This window comes from Oceanihabitans sp. 2_MG-2023, from assembly GCF_030547245.1.
GTDB lineage: Bacteria > Bacteroidota > Bacteroidia > Flavobacteriales > Flavobacteriaceae > Oceanihabitans.
This window is the reverse complement of the sequence record NZ_JAUOQT010000006.1, coordinates 135394-156645: the sequence shown is the minus strand read 5'-3', so window position 1 is coordinate 156645 and position 21252 is coordinate 135394. Positions and strand designations below refer to the sequence as shown.

At 32.7% G+C, this 21252-nt stretch carries 15 protein-coding genes; 4 read left to right on the top strand and 11 right to left on the bottom strand.

The window, feature by feature from the left end; genetic code table 11:
- Window positions 1–7: 7 nt before the first annotated feature.
- From Q4512_RS13440 to Q4512_RS13400, 9 genes are all read right to left on the bottom strand, one after another.
- Window positions 8–1849, bottom strand: a complete 1842-nt coding sequence (locus tag Q4512_RS13440) for an alpha-L-fucosidase (protein ID WP_303425594.1) — start codon at window positions 1847–1849, stop codon at window positions 8–10.
- Window positions 1850–1890: 41 nt separating this feature from the next.
- Window positions 1891–3522, bottom strand: a complete 1632-nt coding sequence (locus tag Q4512_RS13435; protein ID WP_303425633.1) for an alpha-L-fucosidase — start codon at window positions 3520–3522, stop codon at window positions 1891–1893.
- Window positions 3523–3658: 136 nt separating this feature from the next.
- A complete protein-coding gene (locus Q4512_RS13430) occupies window positions 3659–5140 on the bottom strand; it encodes an arylsulfatase (RefSeq protein WP_303425592.1) in 1482 nt (493 codons plus the stop codon).
- 160 nt (window positions 5141–5300) lie between these two features.
- Window positions 5301–9410 (bottom strand): hybrid sensor histidine kinase/response regulator transcription factor, encoded by a 4110-nt coding sequence (locus Q4512_RS13425; RefSeq protein ID WP_303425591.1) that lies wholly within the window; start codon window positions 9408–9410, stop codon window positions 5301–5303.
- Between the two features lie 285 nt (window positions 9411–9695).
- A complete protein-coding gene (locus Q4512_RS13420; protein ID WP_303425590.1) occupies window positions 9696–10862 on the bottom strand; it encodes an alpha-hydroxy acid oxidase in 1167 nt (388 codons plus the stop codon).
- Between the two features lie 37 nt (window positions 10863–10899).
- Window positions 10900–11067 carry a hypothetical protein gene (locus Q4512_RS13415; protein ID WP_303425588.1) on the bottom strand — a complete coding sequence of 56 codons (168 nt, stop codon included), beginning with the start codon at window positions 11065–11067 and terminating at the stop codon, window positions 10900–10902.
- 25 nt (window positions 11068–11092) lie between these two features.
- Window positions 11093–12394, bottom strand: a complete 1302-nt coding sequence (gene fucP / locus Q4512_RS13410) for an L-fucose:H+ symporter permease (RefSeq protein ID WP_303425586.1) — start codon at window positions 12392–12394, stop codon at window positions 11093–11095.
- Window positions 12395–12514: 120 nt separating this feature from the next.
- Entirely contained in the window at window positions 12515–13954 is a 1440-nt protein-coding gene (aldA, locus tag Q4512_RS13405; RefSeq protein WP_303425585.1) for an aldehyde dehydrogenase, read from the bottom strand.
- A gap of 216 nt (window positions 13955–14170) precedes the next feature.
- Complete coding sequence (locus Q4512_RS13400) at window positions 14171–15076, bottom strand: AraC family transcriptional regulator (RefSeq protein ID WP_303425583.1); 906 nt, start codon at window positions 15074–15076, stop codon at window positions 14171–14173.
- Window positions 15077–15181: 105 nt separating this feature from the next.
- Between Q4512_RS13400 and rhaD the strand changes: the two genes are divergently transcribed.
- The 4 genes from rhaD (at window position 15182) to fbp (ending at window position 20375) form a co-directional block, all read left to right on the top strand.
- Complete coding sequence (gene rhaD / locus Q4512_RS13395; RefSeq protein WP_303425581.1) at window positions 15182–15976, top strand: rhamnulose-1-phosphate aldolase; 795 nt, start codon at window positions 15182–15184, stop codon at window positions 15974–15976.
- Between the two features lie 41 nt (window positions 15977–16017).
- Window positions 16018–17805 carry an L-fucose isomerase gene (locus tag Q4512_RS13390; protein ID WP_303425580.1) on the top strand — a complete coding sequence of 596 codons (1788 nt, stop codon included), beginning with the start codon at window positions 16018–16020 and terminating at the stop codon, window positions 17803–17805.
- 234 nt (window positions 17806–18039) lie between these two features.
- Window positions 18040–19359 carry an FGGY family carbohydrate kinase gene (locus Q4512_RS13385; RefSeq protein WP_303425578.1) on the top strand — a complete coding sequence of 440 codons (1320 nt, stop codon included), beginning with the start codon at window positions 18040–18042 and terminating at the stop codon, window positions 19357–19359.
- Window positions 19360–19376: 17 nt separating this feature from the next.
- Complete coding sequence (gene fbp / locus Q4512_RS13380; protein WP_407941821.1) at window positions 19377–20375, top strand: class 1 fructose-bisphosphatase; 999 nt, start codon at window positions 19377–19379, stop codon at window positions 20373–20375.
- A 63-nt stretch (window positions 20376–20438) separates the two neighbouring features.
- On the opposite strand, the gene Q4512_RS13375 is transcribed toward fbp, so the two are convergent.
- Window positions 20439–20828 carry a rhodanese-like domain-containing protein gene (locus Q4512_RS13375; RefSeq protein ID WP_303425576.1) on the bottom strand — a complete coding sequence of 130 codons (390 nt, stop codon included), beginning with the start codon at window positions 20826–20828 and terminating at the stop codon, window positions 20439–20441.
- A gap of 11 nt (window positions 20829–20839) precedes the next feature.
- Window positions 20840–21151, bottom strand: coding sequence for a rhodanese-like domain-containing protein (locus Q4512_RS13370; RefSeq protein ID WP_303425575.1), 312 nt, complete (start codon window positions 21149–21151; stop codon window positions 20840–20842).
- Between the last annotated feature and the right edge of the window lie 101 nt (window positions 21152–21252).

Genomic DNA, 21252 nt, shown 5'->3' with positions numbered 1-21252 from the left:
GTATTTACTAATCTACTGGTAAAAGTTGTACACTTATAATATTAGGTGTAGTATTTGTAAAATCTGAAGTAACCTCAAGTATAAGTGTTTTCATACCTACCGTCTTCATGTTAATAGTTCCTAAAACAGCTACAGAACACTTCATTTCTGTTGCCATTCTTTCATTATTATAACGTTCCTTTTCTGTTAATTTATTTTCAACCGATTCTTCAGCTACAGTAACACGCATACTTCCATCTGTTTTCCATGAATACTCCTCTTTAACACTACTTATTATAGCGACTTTATATTTTCCTGGTGATAGTATTCTAAAATCCCAACGTAACGCTTGACCTTTTTTATCAAGACCAACCGTCATTCCTCTTGTTGGCATAATGCCTTTTTCTTTTTTTAATACAGTAAATATTCTTTGATCTAGTGGACGTTGTGGTTTGTTTGCTACAAATTCTTCATCATGAATTGTAGAACGAAATGCGTCTAAAATGACTGTTCCATCTTGTTGTTGCAAAAACGCTTGATCCATTATTGGATGTCCTTTTAATTGTAAAGCAATCACAGAAACATACGGATCTGGTGCTGTTTTAGGCACTTTAATGGAAAGGATGTTGGTTCCTGCAGCTAGATTAAATTCAGAATTATGAGAAAGTACATTTCCATTTGCTAAAAGTGATGCTTTTTCTATACTATTGTTGAGTCCGTACAATTCAAAATTGCCATCTTTTGGCCAATCGACCACATTTAGATATAAGGTTGTGACTCCAGCTTCTATGCGTTGTGTGATAGCTCCCCAATTTAACTCATAAGGATAAGGACCTGCAATTGTTCCGTAAATTGCTTTTCCATTTTTTTGAAGCCATTCCCCCATAATTTTAAGTCGCAATTGTGATGCTTCAGGAATAACTCCTTTACTATTTGGGCCAACATTGAGTAAATAATTCCCTCCATTACCTGCAATATCAATTAACTTTCCAAGCATGGTTTTTGCCGATTTCCAATTATCATCACCTTTTTTAAAATGCCAATTATCGTTCATGGTTTGCGCAGATTCGAAATCTACACCAATGTTTCCTGAAGGTGTCATATTATCACCCATAGAAAGATAATTGACATATTCTAAACTATCATCATCACCCAAACGGCTATTTGAGATTGCTCCGTAAGAATTTAGTAAATCGACCATTTCTTGTTGTCCTAACAATCGTTTTTTATTTGGATTTCTGAAACCTGCTGAACCATCGAACCAAAATAATTTAGGCTGATAATTTTCGCAAAGTTCCTTTATTTGACCATACATAAACTCCATGTACTTTGTAATATCTGCATCTGGATTTGGGTTAAAATGGAAACCTCTACGGTTACTATAAGTCGCATCATATTCTGGGTGATGCCAGTCTGCAATAGAATAATAAAAGCCCAGCTCAATACCTGCTTCCTTGCAAGCCTCTGCCAATTCGCCAACGATGTCTCTTTTAAATGGTGTTGCATCCATTACATCCCAATCGGTTAATTTAGAATCCCATTTACAAAATCCATCATGGTGCTTGGTGGTAAAAACGATATATTTCATACCAGCATCTTTAGCAATGCGTACCCATTCTTTAGCATCAAAATCAACAGGATTAAAGTTTTTAACGGACTTTTCGTAACGTTCTGTTTTGTTAAGACCTTCTTCTAAAAAATCTTCAGAAGTGGATGCTCCAAAATGAATGAACATCCCAAATCGTGCGTCTCTAAACCAGCCCATTAAATCTTCATTAGATGTATTCGCTGTTCCTATGTTTTGAGCAGACAACATGCTTGTTGATAGCATCAAAACTGATAGTAAAATAAAACAACATTTATTTTTCATTTTCTATATTTTTTTATTAGAAGTGAAACTTATGGCCTTAATTATTGCTTGCCTCTATCTTTTGTCGGAATTAAAACAACACCTTTAATTTTTGGCTTTTCACTTAAAAAATCAGAGGCTACCTCCAGGTTTAAGGTATAAGCTCCAGCATTCTCTAATTTTACCTTTCCAATTTTCGAGTATAATTCTAAATAATGTGGCATGGTAATGGTTTCCAACCGTTTAAAATCGGACAATTGACTCTCTACAGATTGGCCTGCAATAGTTGCTTTTAGTTTACCATCCACTTTCCATGCTTCCCCTTTAGTGACATGACTAACAACCATTACATCATAATCTCCTGGTTGATATACTTTTAAATCCCAACTTAAAGCCTGTCCTTTTTTATCAAAACCTATAACCGTCATACCTCTTCCCGGCATAATACCTTCGCCTTTTTGAGGAACAGTTACCATTTTCATGTCTATAGCTTTGCTTGGTTTGTTTTGTATGAGCTCCAAATCATGAATTTGCGCATTATAAGCTTCCATTAAAACCTTGCCATCGGTAAGCTGAACAAAGTCTTGATCCATAATTGGTTCGTTTTCTATAACTACTTTAATTACTGAAACAAACTTTCCGGGTTGTTTTTTTGGGATATCGAATGTAATAATATTGTTTTCCTGAATAGATTTAAAGCTTATTTCTTGGTCTGTTGCCAAAAGAGAAGCTTTGAGCACCTTATTATGCAATCCGTATAACGTAAATTTCCCCGATTGTGGCCAGTCCACAACATTTAAATAAAGAATTGTATTTTCTTTATCCTTTCTTTGTGAAATAGAACCCCAACTAATTTGATGCGGATAAGGACCAGCTTGAGTACCATAAATTGCTTCCCCATTTATAGCAAGCCAATCTCCCACTTCTTTCAATCTATCTTGCATATTCTTTGGAATGACACCATTTTGGTCGGGCCCAACATTTAATAATAAATTTCCACCGTTTCCTGCGGCATTAATCAATCTATGTAAAAGATCTTTAGTAGACCTCAACGCGGCATCTTTAGACTTAAAATGCCAAGATCCATCCTTAGTAATTGTTACTGCAGATTCCCAAAGCATACCTAAATTAAAATCTGGAGCCATGTTATCATTCATAGTTAAATAATCCACATACTGCTGTGCATCATCGTCTCCTAATCTACTATTAGAAATGGTTCCGTAAGTATGAAGCATATCTATCATATCTTGTTGACGCAGCAGCGGTTTGGCCTCTGCTGCTCTGAACCTACGTGAAGCATCAAACCACAATAGGATTGGTTCATGCATTTCACAAAGTTCCTTAATCACAGCATGCAAATAATCTACATAAGGTCTTATCTCACCTCCAACATCTGGTTCGTTATAAAGAGGATTTCCTGGATCTGCAATGGCAAAATACGCACCCATTTTAAGACCTTCAGCTTTACAGGATTCGGACAACTCTTTCAAGTAAGGCTGTCTAAATGGTGTTACATCCGTGACGTCCATGGTTGAGACCTTAGAGTCCCACATAATAATGTGTGAGGACTGATGTGTTGTTGGAACGATATATTTCATTCCAGCCTCTTTAGCAATGCGCACCCATTCATCTGTATCCAGATTATTAGGATTAAATTTACTCTTATCACCTCGCACATCAAAATGAACAAACATGCCAAATTTTGTATCCTTATACCAACCTACCGTGCTGTCGACTTTAGATATTGGCTCTTGGGCCGATAAAACACCAATTAAAAACAAAAGAAAGGATAGTATAAAAAGATTTCTTTTAATCATTTTATTTAATTTATTAATTATTGTTTTCTGGTGCCCAATTAGGAATTCCAGACTCTTTTAATTGCTTGTAATAGCGCTTTGCAAGTGGCTGATCTTCTGGTTTTACTTTTGGTAAGCCTTCATTTACCATTAAAGGTTTGGTATTTTCCCACCATTGGTTATATGCTTCTCGAAGCTGGGCAATAACTTCGGGATGTTGCGCAGATACGTCATTTTCTTCTGAAGGATCATTTGGTATATTATACAATTGGGTATTATTATCCAATCGCCATTGTTGTGTTCTTACCGCTGCTTTTTGGTATTTAAATTCTTCGCGTTTACCTTCGGCCCAACGACCACAGTGAATAAACAATTCTCTATCTTCCCATTCTTCATTGGGGTTCTCTAAAAGTGGAAGCAAAGAGCGACCACTTAAGTCTTGCATTTTTTCGGGCAGTGTAACTCCTGCTATTTCACAAAAAGTTTGGTATAAATCGATATGAGAAACAAGTTTATCAATATCCACTCCTGTTCCTAATTTTCCTTTCCAATACCAAAAGGCAGGTACATGTGTTCCTCCTTCAAAAGGCGAATTCTTTCCACCTCTTAAATTGGCATTAAAATGTGTGATTTTTTCTCCGTTAAGTGATCCTTTTAAATGTGTTGCTCCATTATCTGTCATGAAAATAACAAGCGTATTTTCTAAGGCATTCCAAGACTCTAATTTTTGCATCATTTTACCAAAATTATCATCGATGTTTTCAATCATGCCGTAACGCCCAGCTGTACCTTTATCGTAACCTAAGTCTAAAAAACGTTTTTTGTAATTTTCTGGTGCTACCAATGGTGCATGTGGTGCATTTAAAGCGACATAAGCGAAGTACGGTTTATTGGTGCTATTTTTTTCTTTAATCCAAGCCATTGCTGCATCGAAAAACACATCGGTACAGAAACCTTCTGTTTTTACAATGGTATTATTATGCAGTAAAACATTATTGAAATATAAGTTTTCTTCATTCGGTGGAAAATCGCCATACCTAGTTTGTCCAATACCTCCTGCTCCATGCATTAAGACTTCATTAAACCCTCGATTAATAGGTAAATAATCTTCATCGTCTCCTAAATGCCATTTTCCAAAAAGCGCTGTTTCATATCCTGCAGATTGTAAGGCTTGTGGCATAGTAAAAACATCTAAATCCAGACGTTCTCGTTGTAAAATGGTGTGTGTTACACCAACTTCAAACGGGCGATTTCCACTCATTAAAGCAGCTCTTGTAGGTGCACATGTTGGACTGACTTGAAAATCGGTAAATCGCGTCGATTTTTTATAGAAGGCATCAATATTTGGTGTTTTTAAAACTTGATTTCCCATACAGGATAAATCTCCCATACCCTGATCATCGGTCATTACTAGAATAATGTTTGGTTTGGTATTTTTAAGAAATTTATTTTGGGCCGACACGTTACCCATTGACACAAACAATATTATTGCAAAAAAGCGTAGTTTATTTTTCATTAATCTTAATTTTCACCTAAGTATTATCACAAATATGCAATTATCAGACTAAAAGAGGCTTACTCATATCCTTCATAATATTACTGAGTTCAATCATTATTGTAAGAAAAAACCTATATATTACAAAAAAAGATATAATGAGATATTGAAATAATACTTATTATAATTTCTTAACAAATTCTGATGGAGAAACTCCATGTATTTTTTTAAAAGCGGAAGAAAAATAAGACTTTGACTCTATACCAATTTCAAACATAATATCCGCGGCAGTTAAATTTTTATTTGCCGTTAATAATTGTGCTGCTTTTTGTAAACGAAAGTTCCTAAGATAAACATTAGGGGCTTGACCAGTAAGTTCTTTTAGTTTTCTATAAAAATGAGAAGTACTCATACCTATATCTGTTGCTAACTCTTCGACGCCAAATGCCGAATTGGACATATTTCTCTCTATTGATATATTGATTTTTTCCAAAAATTGTTTATCCCTACTAGAAGTCATTAATGAATCTTTAGGGATGGAACTATTTCTAGAAAAATGAGTAAATATGCGTTGTTTATTTTCTATGAGTGTTTTCACCCTAACTTCTAAATATTTAATAGAAAATGGTTTAACAATATAATCATCTGCACCTAATTCTAAACCCTTAATTTCCTTTAGATCATCACCCATTGCTGTTAATAGGATCACTGGAATATGACAAAACTCTATACTAGACTTGATTTTTTCACAAAGGTCATAACCGTTTAATTTTGGCATCATTACATCGCTAATGACTAGTTGTGGTGGATTTTCTTGTATTTTCATTAATCCTTCTTCACCATCTGCTGCTACTAAAACATTATACTTACTTTTAAAAGATTCATAAAGAAAAGAACGTACGTCTTGCTCATCATCAATTACTAAAATAGTAGGCCGAAGAATGTCTAAGGTTTCATCTTGCGGATTATCTAATTCTGCAGGTAACCAATCTGTTACTAGCTTTTGATATTTATTAAATTCCCCTTCTTCTAAATAATTTCCTTTATCTACAACGGGAAGCTCTATTCTAAATGTTGTTTTCTTATCTATTTCACTAGTCACCTCAATAGAACCTTTCATTAATTCTATTAATGATTTACATAGTGCTAAACCAATACCTGTACCGCTCCAATCATTTTTTTCATCTACTCCACGATAATAACGATCGAAGACTCTGTCAATTTTATCAGAAGGTATACCTTCACTAGTATTTGTTACTTGAATAAACAAACATTCCTTTTCCTTATTTGTAACAAATCCTGCTTCAATATTTACTTCTCTATTTAAATTAGAATATTTAACCGCATTAGAAAACAAGTTTAAAAGAACACGTTCTGTTTTATTTAAATCTAAAGAGATAAGTTTATTAGGCTCGTCTACTTTATAATAAAAATTAAGAAGTGTTTTTTGAGAATATTCTTCAAAAGCTTCCATTAAAGGATAAATAAAATTACCTAAAGTAATTTTTGAATAGTTTAGTTCCAGATGCCCCGTTTCGGCTTTTCTATAAGAAATTAGCTGATCGATTAATCGTTGAAGTCTTGAAATATTATTTTGAATGATAGAAAAATATTTTTGATTTCCTATATCTTTATTTTGCTCTGCTATTTTTTCTAATGGGCCAATAATTAATGACAGCGGTGTTTTAAAATCGTGTGATATGTTAGTAAAGAAGCGCAATTTTGCTTGATTCATATCTCTAACTCTTTCTTTGTCTAATTGTTCAAACTTTAGTTTTTGGTTTAATTTCTCGACTTTAACTAAGTACTTAAAAACACCATAAGTTATTAAGCTTACTAATAACACCCATAACGCTATGCTCCAATTTCTCGAATACCAAGGTGCTAATACTTCTATAGAAAAACTTTCCGTTTTAGTTGTCCAAATTCCATCGCCATTGGCGCCTTTATATAAAAAAATATAATTCCCAGGACTTAGATTAGTATATGTAGCTGTCGTTTTTCCTCCATCAATTTCTATCCAGTCGTTATTTACACCTTCTAACTTATACGCTAATTTATTTTTATTTGGAGTAGCACTATGTTGCACTATAATATCTAATGAAATATTTCTACTATTATTACCAACTACAAGTTGTTTGGTTTCTGAAATGGAACGCTCCAGAACAACCTTATTATTAATTTTCTTACCAACTACGATTGGCTGATTATTTATTTTTAATCGCGAGATTAAAATTTTTGGCGAAATTTCATTTTTATTGATATCATTCGGATCAAAGATTGTTAAACCACCAACGCCCCCCATTAACATAGTACCGTTTTTGGTTTTTAGATACGCAGATTGTCGAAAATTATTACTTAAAATCCCATTATTTACATCATAAAAATCAAATGTTTCATTTATAGGATCAAAATGACCAATTCCCATATCTGTACTTAACCACAGTTGTTCTTTATCATCTTCTAAAATTCCATAAATCGCTTCATCACGAAGTCCTTCTTTTTTATGATAACCTTTAATTTCTAAAGGTTCCCCTAAAACATTTAATTTAATTTTCATTAAACCGCCTCCAAATGTTCCTAACCAAATATTTTTATTAAGGTCTTTATGCATTGAAAATACACGGTTATTACTAAGCTTTAAACCATCATCAGAGTTTGTGGATATGTGGTTTTTTATCAACCATTCTTCATTATTTTTAATTACTCTATAAATCCCATTAATTGTTGCAAACCAATAGTTACCAAAATCATCTTTTAAGTATTCATTAATTTGATTATTAGCACCTATATCAAATAAAACCTGTACCGTTTCAATAGGTTTGTCATTTAAAATTGATTCCCAAGGATTATTAAGCATCAAAATTTTAGAACCTCCTAAAATAATTTGATCTGCATTCATTTGTTCGATGAGGCGATAAAAAATGGGATTGATTAGTTGCCCTTCTACTAGTATTTGTATTTTATGTAGATTATCCTTTTTTTCATCATACAAGTAAATCCCTTCGCTGGTGCTAATCCACCAATACCCATTATCATCTTGGTACAAACGTAAAACCCATTGCTCCTTTAACATACTCAATTGTTTTTCAAGTCGATTAAAATGAATTTGATTTACCGTTTTAATGTTTAACTTTTCATCGGTTCTACATATAGAACTTTCAAAAAAAGACATCCAAATTGTACCATCAGAAGCTTCCGTTATATCTGTAATCAAGTTTCCTGATAAGGATTTATCATCATACGGATTATGCGAATAATTTTGAAAAGGTTTTTGATTTTTATCAAATTTATTCAATCCTCCTTGGGCAGTTCCTATCCATAAAACCCCAAAAGCATCTTCAAAAAAACAATTAATTCGGTTACTGGTTAAACCGTTATTATATTTTGAATCAAATTTAAAGGATCTAAAATTAGAGGTATTAGCATCGTAACAAACAATACCATTTTTTCTTGTACCAATCCATAATTTCTTTTCTGTATCTAAATATAGAGATAGAATATCATATTGAGTATCAATATTTTCGTTACTAGATGTAAAATGAGTACCTACTGTAATTAATCGACTATTTTCATGAAATGTTTGATAAAGACCAGTACTAGTTCCTATCCACAAAGAATTATCTACCTTTATTATTTTTTTTATAGCATTTATCTTTTTATCCAACTGAAGTTCTAAAACTCCAATTGTATAATTTGCTTTTTCATTAAAATCTATTTTATAAATTTTAGTATTGGTAGCTACTAACAATTCGGAATCGGAATAAAACTCTATATCTGTAATGGTATTATCGCCTAATACTTTTTCTAAATTAATTTCGGTGATTTTATTTATTTCTTCTAAGTCTTCACCTCCTGAATAATAAACTTCAATCTTTTTACTATCACCTACAAAAACACGATTTCTACCATCTTCTTTTATACAAACAGCCTTATTTGTTGAGTTTTTTATTGGCAGAAATTGCTCCTTATCTGTTAAATATATATTTATTCCTTCTCTTGTTGCAATCCAGATTCTGCCTTTAGAATCGCTTAAAAGATGGGATACATAATTATTAATTAAAGACTGTTTATTTTCATGATCATGATAATAGTATTCAAAAGAATAACCATCATAACGCACTAATCCATTTGGCGTAGCTACCCATAGATACCCTTTAGAATCGGAAATAATAGCACTAACCGTATTTTGATTAAAACCTTGTTCACTATTAAAAGATTCTATTCTTTGGTTACTGGGTTGAACATTTTTAATTTGAGCATAACTAAAACTCACTGATAAAAATGTCAAGAGATAGATTAGTTTTATTTTCATATAATATTGTGCATTAAAAAATAATTGTTTGCTAATTATATTTACAAATGATATTGGTTTTTAAAACCAAAAAAGAAAAGAACAATTAACTTATTCTCATGTATCACTCTTATACAAATTCTCTCTCAAAAGATAAACAATGTTATTAGTATACTCTATTGAAAAAAGAATTTAATATGCAACTTTAGGCTTTATTTACTAAAAATCAACACTTAACAATACATTTTTATTACCTTATACAAAACACCAATAATTCTAAGGCTACTTATTTATAATGTGATTAGGTAAATCGCCTACTTTTTCACAACAAACCTGTTCCATTACTTGTTGAAACTCACGTTTCATTAAAGAAATAGTATGATCACCACCTTCTTTTCCTAAAGCACCAACACCATACATAAAACTGCGTCCCATAAATGTAAACTCTGCACCACTAGCCATTGCTCTTGCAATATCTGGCCCACCACGTAAACCAGAGTCTACCATGATTTTTATTTTATCCTTATATTTTTTAGCTAAGTGCGTCATAGGTACAATAGTAGATTGTCCTGCATCTAATTGGCGCCCACCATGATTAGATACAATTAAACCATCAACACCTAGACTAATTGCTTTTTCAGTATCTTCCTCACTTACAACACCTTTAATCACTAATTTTCCTTTCCATTGTTCTCTAATGGAGGCTATTCTTTCTTCATTTAATCTTCCAGAAAATGTAGCATCCATAAATTCCCCAAGTTTTTTTAAGTTCAATCCTTTAGGCATATACGGTTCTAAGGTTTTAAAAGCAGGCTGACCGTGTATTAAGGTTTGAATAGCCCAATCTGGTTTCTTAAAAACTTCAATAATATTTTTTACACTCATAGATGGTGGCATTGCCAACCCATTACGAACATCGCGAGGTCTATATCCAAAAGTTGGAACATCAGCCAAAATAACTAATACATCTGTTCCAGCTGCAGCAGACCTATCTAACAAATCTCTTTTTACTTTTTCTTCAGCTGGATGGTATAATTGAAACCAAGACTTCCCTTCTGTAATTTCTGCAATACGTTCAATACTTGAGGTTGTTACCGTACTTAAAATAAAGGGTATATTGTGTTCTGCTGCAGCTTTTGCTAATATTTCTGGAGAATTAGGCCACATTAAACCTTGCAAACCAACAGGTGCAATACCAAAAGGCGCATCATAGGTATGGCCAAACAATTCCGTTCTCAAATCCGATTTATCAAATTTTGATAAATATTGAGGCATGAGTTCTACTTTCTGAATATCAGATCGATTTTTATCTAGATTAATATCTTCGTTACATCCACCATCTAAATACTCAAAAGCAAACTTTGGCATTTTTTTCTTAGCTCTATTTCTTAAATCTGTAACCGAAGGATATTTCGAGTTAATTTTGATTTCTTTTTTTTGGTCAGCCATTTTGAGAATCGTTTTTTTTATAATAATCTATTTTTTTTTAATTGGATTGGTTTAATAACCTTTGAAAAGCTATTTCGGAAGCTTCATTTACAGATATATCTTTTTCCTTTTTAAGCACATCTACTAAAGATTGCCATTCTTGAAAAAAACCCATTTTTGAAGCCTTAAATCCAAATTCTTCTATAATTTTTCCATTCACTTCCATAATCGTTTTAATTTTTAAAAAAGATTTAGTCTTTATGAACCTTTAGTGTTCTATACCCATAAAATGCAATAAAGCAAAAGCATATAAAAGGCAATATAAAAGAGGCATTAACCGCTGCAAAAGAACCAACAGTACCCATATCGATAATTGAACCTTGTAAGATTGGCATTAAAGCACCTCCTACAATTGCCATCACTAGACCTGCAGCACCAAGTGTAGAATCCTCTTCACTTAAACCATTAAGTGCAATACCGTAAATTGTTGGAAACATTAAGGACATAAATGCAGAAGTTGCTACTAGTAAATAAAGCCCCATCATACCTTCAATAAAAATAACTCCAAGCATTGTAGCCATAGCACATAGAGCAAAAATCATAAGTAACTTTTTAGCATTTACATATTTCATTAAAAAAGTGGTAATAAACCTACTGGTTAAAAAAATACCCATTGCAACAATATTATAGTTTTGCGCTGTTGCTTTTGCAATACCTAAATTATCTGCGTATTGAATGATAAATGTCCAACACATAATTTGTGCAGCTACATAAAATAATTGCGCTAAAACACCTTCGCGGTACTTACCATTGCGAAACAATCTTTTAAAAGAATCTTTGGCAGAACCTTGCTCTTCGTTTATTGCACGTTTAGGCATTTTAGCCACTGCAATTATAATCAACATGATAATTACAACAGCACCAAGAATAACATAAGGGTTTCTAATAATAGCTAGATCGTGTGTTCTAATGACAGCTTTTTTTGCTTCACCTAAGGTAGAAAAAATCAATTCTCCCATTTCATTTCTTTTATCAGAATCTAAAGCAGTAAGAATAAATTTTGAAGCCACAAACATTCCAAAAAGGGAACCTATTGGATTGAAAGCCTGAGCCAAATTTAAACGTTGTGTAGCAGTACGTTCATCTCCCATAGATAGAATATATGGATTTGCAGTTGTTTCTAAAAAAGCCAAACCGAAGGTCAAAATATAAAGGGAGCCTAAAAAGAATCCGAAAATTTCAAATTCTGCAGCAGGATAAAACAATAGTGCTCCAAAAGCATATAATGAAAGACCTAATAGAATACCTTTTTTGTAACTATATTTTCTAACAAAAAGAGCTGCTGGAATCGCCATGGTAGCATAACCGCCATAAAACGCAAATTGCACTAGAGCAGCTTTAGCCGTAGAAATTTCCATTACCGTACCAAATGCTGCAACCATGGGGTTAGTAATATCATTTGCAAACCCCCAAAGCGCAAATAAAGATGTTATTAATATAAAAGGAATCAAAACTTCTTTGGATACTACTGGTACTTTTTCTATACTTTTCATGTTTTAGCTTTAGTGTTTAAATAGGTTCTTTTAGAAAAAAAAAGCATACTATTTTTTAAATGAATTTCATTTACAATAGCATGCTTCACTACTAATCAACTTTTTAATAGTTACAATCTACTATTGGTATTGTGTATAAATGACTTTGGTTTGTAAATACTCTTCCATTCCATGTTTTCCATCTGCACCACCTAATCCAGATTTTTTCCACCCTGCATGGAATCCTTGAATTGCTTCAAAATGCTCTCTATTTACATACGTTTCTCCGTATTCTAATTGATCGCAGGCATGCATTACTTTATTAATGTTTTCTGAAAAAATAGACGAAGTTAAACCATATTCGCTATCATTCGCTAAAGCAATAGCTTCATCTAAAGTCGCAAATTTCATTACAGGCAATACAGGTCCAAAAACTTCTTCTTGTATGATTTGCATATTTTGAGTCACGTTAGTTAATAAAGTTGGTTGGTAGAAATAACCTTTATCAAAATTCGTAGAACGACCGCCACCTAATACAACTTCTGCTCCTTCTTTTTTTGCATACTCGACCATTTCTGCAACTTTATCATATTGTGCCTTAGACACCATACTACTCATATCTGGATTATTATCTGAAAAAGCGTCTTCCACCTTTAGCTCTCCCATTTTTTTAGTCACTTTATCTAAAAATTCATCATATATAGAATCTTCTACATAAACACGTTCTGCACAGTTACAAACTTGACCACTATAAATAACTCTAGAAGAAACTACTGCATTTACAGCAAGATCTAAATTAGCATCTGCACATACAATTGCTGGTGCTTTTCCTCCTAATTCTAAAGATACTTTAGTTAAGTTTTTAGATGCTGCAGCCATTACCTGTTGTCCTGCAAACACACTTCCTGTTAAACTTATTATTCCAGTAATAGAACTTGAAGTAAGCGCATTTCCAACCACTGGTCCTGTTCCACAAACTACATTTAAAACTCCAGCTGGAAGATCTATTTTTTCAATTAATTTAATGAATTCTAATATCGTATTTGGCGCAATACAACTTGGCTTTAAAACACATGTATTACCTGTAACTAAAGATGGTGCTATTTTGCGAGCTGCAACAAAAAACGGAAAGTTCCATGGACAAATACCAACAGCTACTCCAATAGGAGCTTTGTGCAAATATATATGCTCTTTTTTACGATCACTCTGAATAATTTCTCCTTCAATTCTTCTTGCCCATCCAGCATTATAATCGAAATAATCTGCTGTAACATCAATCTCAACCTGAGCTAATCCAATAACCTTAGCTTGTTCACTTGCCAATGTTTCGGCTAAAAACACTCTATTTTCACGAATCACAGTAGCCATTTTATGTAAATACCCTGCTCTTTCAATAGCTGTAAGTGATTTCCAAGCATGTTGCGCTCCTTGCGCAGCTTCTAAGGCTTGATTAGCATCAGCCACAGACCCTTTAGGTATTAGTGATAAAACTTCTTCAGTACATGGGTTTAAAACTTCTGTAGTTTCTGTGGAAGTTGATTTCACAAATTTACCGTTGATGTATTGATCAAAATGTTTCATAATTAGTGTTTTTAGATTTTATTTTTAGCTTAATAGTATTAAAAAAGGCATTGCTTTTTTAAAATATAATTATTGTTTCTGAACAAAGGAAAACCGTTCACATACAAAGTTGCCAAATACTAAAGAAAAAATATTTATCTATAATATGCTACTTTATGTATAATTTAAACATTAACAAATCACACATAAATAATTAGAAACTGTCTAGAGATAAATTTATGAGGTATACCTTCCCGATTTATAAAGCGCAGGAGAAATACCTGTAATAGACTTAAAAACCCTGGAAAAATGGTATCTATCTGAAAAACCAAGTTTAAAAGAAATACTTTCTATGGTTTCGTTTGTATATTCAAAAATTTCGCAAGCCTTAGCTATTTTTCGATTTTGTATAAACTTATGTAAAGTAATATTCATTTCTTCCTTAAATAGCCTTGCAAAAGAATTTGGCGCCATACTTACAATGGAAGCTAATTCGGAGTTACTCAATTTCTCTTCAATGTTAGCTTCTATAAAACGATGCGCCTTTAACACACGGTCATCTATATTAATAGTCTTCCACAACTCTGGACCTATATTCGATATTGCTTCTTTTATAAAAGCTTGCAACTTCAAATTAAATGTTAACTTAAAATCGTGATTTTCAATCTTTAATCTTTCGGTTAAATATATTAATCGCTCTTTTAGATGATTTGTCAATTCTACTTTATAAATTCCAGGATACACATTATCGAATGGAGCTCCTAAATTAAAATGAGTAAAAAAATGTAAAAGATATTTCTTTTCATAATAGGTTTCATTATGACTTTCTGATAAATTTTTTCCCGAAACGTGGATACCCGAATCATATTTATGATTTTGTAAATACCTTGTAGAAAAGGATGTAAAAGGGGAGATTATATATAAGTAATCAGGTTGCATAGTATAAACATTTTCCTGAAGTGTCAATTCTCCACCTTCATTTTTATTCCAATAAATGCGCCAAAATGGATATACCATATCATGGCAATCCCACAAACCTAAATACCAATATCTACAGCATAAAAGTTTTAAATTAACATCTATAAAATTTTGATTTTTTGTTGAAGGATCTCCTAATTCAATATTATTTATAAACTTCGTCATGAGCACCTATGTTTAAATTATACACAAATATACAGATTTTAAATATTTATTTTTTCTATATGCATCCTAACTTTACACTTCAAGAATAATTAAAAAAAATCTTTTATGAGCGATATAAAACTTCCTGTTGAAGTACAAAAAGAATTAAAAAAAATCTCAACAGTTGCTGGCTATTTATGGCAACGTGAATGGGCGGAAAGAAATGCCGGAAATATTTCTATGAACTTAACCTCTTTCTTTAATAAAGAAGATTTAAAAGGAATAGGAGAAGAAAGACCTTTTGAATTTCCAAAAGGAGCCGCAGGCTTTGTACTTTTTATAACTGGTACTGGTTGTTATCTAAGAGATTTAGTAGATAGTATCGAAAATGTTTCTTGTATTCTTTTAATTAATGATGATGCGACAGGTTACTCTATTGTATGGGGAGGTAAAAGAGAGAATTTTGGTCCAACTTGCGAGTTGATTTCCCATTCTAGTATTCACTTATTTAATAGTATTCATAATCCAGAAAATTTAGCAGTCGTTCATACACACCCCTTAGAATTAATTTGCATGAGTCATCATGAATTATTTGATAATGAAGAGGAATTAAACAGACAAATTTGGATGATGTGTCCGGAGGTGAAAGTATTTGTTCCAAAAGGAATTCACTGTACACCTTATGCCTTATCAAGTACAGCTGCTTTGGCTGAAGTTACCATGGAAGCTTTTAAAACAAGAAATGTATCCCTATGGGAAAAACATGGCGCAACAGCAACTGCACCTGATGTTATGCAAGCTTGGGACTTTTTAGATGTAGCAAATAAAGGCGCTAAAATGTTAATGATGTGTTGGGCAGCAGGATTTAAACCAGCAGGGCTTTCTAATGAGCAATTAGTTGAATTAGAACAATTCACATAAAATAGCTTAACCATTTACAATAAAATTAAAGACATATTATAATGAATAGATTAATAGGTAGATTACCAAAAATAGGAATTCGTCCTGTAATTGACGGACGTGAGCTTGGTGTAAGAGAATCTTTAGAGGTTCAATGTATGGATATGGCAAAAGCTGCTGCAAAACTAATAGAAAGCAACTTGCGTTTCCCTAGTGGAGAACAAGTAGAATGCGTTATTGCAGACACCACTATTGGTGGTGTTGCAGATGCTGCTGCTTGTGCTGACAAATTTAAAAGAGAAGGTGTTGAAGTCTCTTTAACAGTAACTCCATGTTGGTGTTATGGCACAGAAGTTATGGATACAGATCCTTTAATGCCAAAGGCAGTTTGGGGATTTAATGGAACCGAAAGACCAGGAGCTGTTTATTTAGCTGCGGCTTTAGCAGGATATTCTCAAAAAGGATTGCCTGCTTTCGGAATTTACGGAAGAGAAGTACAAGACACAGGAGATACAAGCATTCCAAAAGATGTTGAAGAAAAATTATTGCGTTTTTCTAGAGCAGCATTAGCTGTAGCACAAATGAAAGGCAAATCGTATCTATCTATTGGTTACAGTTCTATGGGAATTGCTGGATCTATGGTCGATGTTAATTTCTTACAAGATTATTTCGGTGTTCGTGCTGAATTCGTAGAATCTGTGGAATTATTACGTAGAATGGATGAAGGTATTTACGATAAAGAGGAATTTAAAAAAGCGTTAGCTTGGACTAAAGAAAACTGTGAAGAAGGTAAAGATTGGAACAGTCCTGAAGCGCAAAAATCTGCCGAAATAAAAGAAAAAGAATGGGAAAAAGTCGTTAAAATGACGCTTATTTGTCGTGATTTAATGATTGGAAACCCTAAATTAAAAGAACTTGGTTTTGGTGAAGAATCTAAAGGACGTAATGCTATCATGGGAGGTTTCCAAGGGCAACGTCAATGGACAGATTACCAACCAAATGCCGATTTTACAGAATCTATTTTAAACTCTTCTTTCGATTGGAATGGTATTCGTCAAGCATATGTTTTCGCTACAGAAAATGACTGTTTAAATGCGGTTTCTATGTTATTCGGGCATTTATTAACCAATACTGCTCAAATATTCTCAGATGTAAGAACCTATTGGAGTCCAGAATCTGTAGAACGTGTTACAGGAAAAAAACTAACGGGTATTGCTAAAGATGGTATAATTCACTTAATCAACTCTGGCTCTACAACTTTAGATGCAACCGCACAACAAACAGATGCGGATGGCAACCCAACAATGAAGCCATTTTGGGATATTACAGAAGAGGAAGCGCAAAAATGTTTAGACAATACAAAATGGCCAGCAGCTATCGCTGAGTATTTTAGAGGCGGTGGATTCTCATCACAATTTAAAACCAAGGGTACTATGCCATTAACTATGTGCAGAATAAACTTGGTAAAAGGCATTGGGCCAGTATTACAAATAGTTGAAGGCTGGAGCGTTGAGCTACCAGAAGATATACATACGGTTTTAGACGAAAGAACAAATCCAACATGGCCAACAACTTGGTTTGTACCTAGAGTAACAGGAGAAGGTTTCTTTAAAGATGCTTACACTGTAATGGCTAAATGGGGTGCAAATCACGGCGCTATTTCTGTAGGACATATTGGTGCCGATTTAATTTCATTGGCTGCTTTATTAAGAATTCCAGTAAACATGCATAATGTTTCTGATGATGATGTTTTTCGCCCAAGCGCATGGTCTGCTTTTGGCGAAAATTTAGAATCTGCAGATTATAAAGCTTGTGAAACTTATGGACCGCTTTATGGTTTTAAGTCCTAAATTAAATGAATAGATTATTTGAGTTAGTCCTTATATTACTATTAACTTCTTATTAGTAGTAAGATTTAGTTTTCCCTTTCCTTATAGATATAATTAAAGGGAACACTTTTTCTTTTGAATTCAAATAATTACAATACTATCTGCAACCAAAATATATAATCAAACAAGGATTACATGGATGCCAAAACTTGTTATAACCGAGTTAAAGCAATCCGAATATAAAACACTAAACTTATGAAAAAAGTCATAGCCGTTTTTGATATGGGTAAAACAAATAAAAAACTCTTTTTATTTGACAAAGATTTTAATGTTGTTTATAAAAATTCTGTTCGTTTTGAAGAATGTATGGATGATGATAATTACCCGTGTGATGACATTGATGCGATTGAAAAATGGATACAATCTGAAATTAAAACCATTCAAGAAAAAAAGGAGTTTAACATTAAGGCCATTAACTTTTCTACACATGGTGCTACCTTGGTATATTTAGATGAAGCAGGACAAAGAATTACACCACTTTACAATTATTTAAAACCTTTAGAAATTGATTTTGAACCTTTATATAAAAAGAATAGTGGTGTTGCAGAATTTTCAAGAAAAACAGCATCACCTGCTTATGGCATGCTAAATTCGGGGTTACAAATGTATTGGCTAAAACAAAGTAAACCACAGTATTGGAATAAAGTAAAAACCATTTTACACTACCCACAATATCTTAGTTATTTGTTTTCTAATAAAATTACTGCCGACTTTACTTCTGTTGGTGCACATACTGCTATTTGGGATTTCGATACTATGCAATACCACGATTGGTTGGCAAAAGAAGGCATCACATTACCAGAACCAAAACCTGGAAAAAATGCTGCATTAGCTTCTGTAAATGGACAAGAAATAGCTATAGGAAAAGGACTTCATGATAGCTCCTCATCTATTATTCCTTTGTTAGAAGAAAACGAAAATTCAGATAACGAATTTATATTACTATCTACTGGCACCTGGATTATTTGTATGAATCCATTTAGTAAAGAAACACTTACAACCAATCAATTAAAAAACGATTGCCTTTGTTTTATGACTCCAGATAAAAAGCAAATAAAATCATCCATGCAGTTTTTAGGTCGTGTGCATGAAGTTAATGCTATTGCACTTAGTGAATTCTTTGGTGCAGAAAAAAATCATTATTTAGAATTATCACTCAATAAACCATTGTGCACTAGAATTTTACATAAAAACAAACATTTATTTTTCCCTAAAGAAATTGCCAAAGATTTTAAAGGCGATTTAACACAACTTAAAAACTTTGAAAGCTACGAACACGCCTATTATCAACTTATTTTCGAAATTTCACAACGTGTGCATGAAGGAATTAACCGTATATTAGATGCTAACAATAACCTTAAAGATGTTTATATTTCTGGTGGATTTAATAGAAATGACATATTTGTAGAATATCTACATCAAATGATGCCAGGGCAAAAAATTCAATTTCCAAAAGGACAAAATGCAAGTGCTTTAGGTGCAGCATTATTAATGAAAGGTTATTTGAACATATAAAAAACACTATAGAAATTATGAAAAAACTTATAACTCTAGGTGAATTTATTATTGAAAATGAATCTTCTTTTCCTTATGCAACTGGCGAACTATCTAAATTATTAAACGGCTTACGATTAGCTGGAAAAATGGTGAATCACGAAGTCAACAAAGCAGGATTAGTTGATATTATTGGTGGTGCTGGCGAAGTCAATGTACAAGGAGAAAGCCAACAAAAATTAGATGTTTTTGCGAATGACAAATTTATTCAAGCCATAAAAAACAGAGATATTGCCTGTGGAATAGTATCTGAAGAAGTAGAAGAATTTATTACTATACATGGTAGTGACAGCTCTAATAATGGAAAATATGTTGTTTTAATGGATCCTTTAGATGGTTCTTCAAATATAGATGTAAACGTATCTGTTGGTACTATTTTTTCTATTTTCAGAAGGATAACACCAATAGGCACACCAGTAGAACTTAAAGATTTTTTACAACCAGGTTCAGCTCAAGTGGCTGCTGGTTATATTGTTTACGGAACCTCAACCATGTTAGTCTATACCACAGGAAATGGAGTAAACGGTTTTACTATAAATCCTGCTCTTGGGTCTTATTATTTATCGCACCCAAACATAAAAATACCTGAATCTGGAAGTATTTACTCTGTTAACTTAGGAAATTATGTACATTTTCCAAAAGGTGTAAAAAATTATGTAAAATACTGTCAACAAGAAGAAGGGAGTCGTCCATATAGTTTAAGATATATTGGTTCTATGGTATCCGATTTTCATCGAAATATGCTAAAGGGCGGTATCTATATGTATCCTAATGATACAAAAAACAAGAAAGGCAAACTAAGACTACTTTATGAAGCTAATCCAATTGCTTTTTTAACAGAACAAGCTAACGGAAAAGCAAGTGATGGATATAACCGTATTATGGATATTGTACCATCTGAAATACACCAACGCATTCCTTTCTTTTGTGGAAGTACAAAAATGGTAGAAAAACTCGAATCTTTTTATTCCCAATAATTCTGCGTGAGAAAATATTGATATTAGTTTTAAAAAAAGCCTCTCCAATTGGAGAGGTTTTTTTTATTGAATAGCTAACCCTTCATGTTTCCACCTAGAAATTCCACCCTCTAAGTCATATATTTTTGTAAAACCAGCTTCTTCAAGTTTTTTTGCGCATTTAGCACTTCTACCTCCTGATTTACAATACAGCAAAACAGGCTTTCTTTTATCTAATTTTAATATATCTGCATCAAAAGTTGGCGAGTAAAAGTCTATATTTTGAGCTGTTTCAATATAACCAGTTTTAAACTCTTTTGGAGTTCTTACATCTACCAATTGTACTTGATCCATTTTTAAAAGCGTTTGCATTTCTTGAGTAGAAACTACTTGTATTACGCCTGAATTTTCTTCCTTACAGCTAACAATAATTAGTGTTAATACTGCAAATAATACTATCGATAAATGTTTCATGGTTCTTTAAATTAGTTAGCTACTTCTCCAGTCCACTCGCTAAATCCACCTAATAGATTTTTTGTGTTTTCAAATCCTAGTTGATTCATAATTGCACAAGCTTGAGCACTACGCCCTCCAGATCTACAATATACATAAAAGGTTTTGGTTTTGTCTAACGCTTCTACGGTACTCATAAATTCTTGCGGCTTATAAATATCTATTACAGTTGCATTAGGTATAATACCTTCTGCTGCTTCATCTTCTGTTCTAACATCTAATATTACTGCATTTTCATCTTGCAATAATTCTTCTTGCCATTGTTGTTGTGTTAAATCTGCCATTCTTATTTTTTTTTACAAAATTAGGATTTCTTTAGTTAGTAGACGAAAAAAAAACCGAAGTATTACTACTTCGGTTTTTTTTTATAAACTTTATATGCAAT

What these genes read in the sequence shown, in the direction of transcription:
- rhaD (WP_303425581.1), top strand. Translation starts at nt 15,182, where the DNA reads ATGAGCGATATAAAACTTCCTGTTGAAGTACAAAAAGAATTAAAAAAA.
- Q4512_RS13435 (WP_303425633.1), bottom strand. Translation starts at nt 3,522, where the DNA reads ATGTTTGTTCATTTTGATGTGCGAGGTGATAAGAGTAAATTTAATCCT.
- Q4512_RS13400 (WP_303425583.1), bottom strand. Translation starts at nt 15,076, where the DNA reads ATGACGAAGTTTATAAATAATATTGAATTAGGAGATCCTTCAACAAAA.
- Q4512_RS13420 (WP_303425590.1), bottom strand. Translation starts at nt 10,862, where the DNA reads ATGGCTGACCAAAAAAAAGAAATCAAAATTAACTCGAAATATCCTTCG.
- Q4512_RS13375 (WP_303425576.1), bottom strand. Translation starts at nt 20,828, where the DNA reads ATGAAACATTTATCGATAGTATTATTTGCAGTATTAACACTAATTATT.
- Q4512_RS13430 (WP_303425592.1), bottom strand. Translation starts at nt 5,140, where the DNA reads ATGAAAAATAAACTACGCTTTTTTGCAATAATATTGTTTGTGTCAATG.
- Q4512_RS13370 (WP_303425575.1), bottom strand. Translation starts at nt 21,151, where the DNA reads ATGGCAGATTTAACACAACAACAATGGCAAGAAGAATTATTGCAAGAT.
- fbp (WP_407941821.1), top strand. Translation starts at nt 19,377, where the DNA reads ATGAAAAAACTTATAACTCTAGGTGAATTTATTATTGAAAATGAATCT.
- Q4512_RS13390 (WP_303425580.1), top strand. Translation starts at nt 16,018, where the DNA reads ATGAATAGATTAATAGGTAGATTACCAAAAATAGGAATTCGTCCTGTA.
- fucP (WP_303425586.1), bottom strand. Translation starts at nt 12,394, where the DNA reads ATGAAAAGTATAGAAAAAGTACCAGTAGTATCCAAAGAAGTTTTGATT.
- Q4512_RS13415 (WP_303425588.1), bottom strand. Translation starts at nt 11,067, where the DNA reads ATGGAAGTGAATGGAAAAATTATAGAAGAATTTGGATTTAAGGCTTCA.
- aldA (WP_303425585.1), bottom strand. Translation starts at nt 13,954, where the DNA reads ATGAAACATTTTGATCAATACATCAACGGTAAATTTGTGAAATCAACT.
- Q4512_RS13440 (WP_303425594.1), bottom strand. Translation starts at nt 1,849, where the DNA reads ATGAAAAATAAATGTTGTTTTATTTTACTATCAGTTTTGATGCTATCA.
- Q4512_RS13385 (WP_303425578.1), top strand. Translation starts at nt 18,040, where the DNA reads ATGAAAAAAGTCATAGCCGTTTTTGATATGGGTAAAACAAATAAAAAA.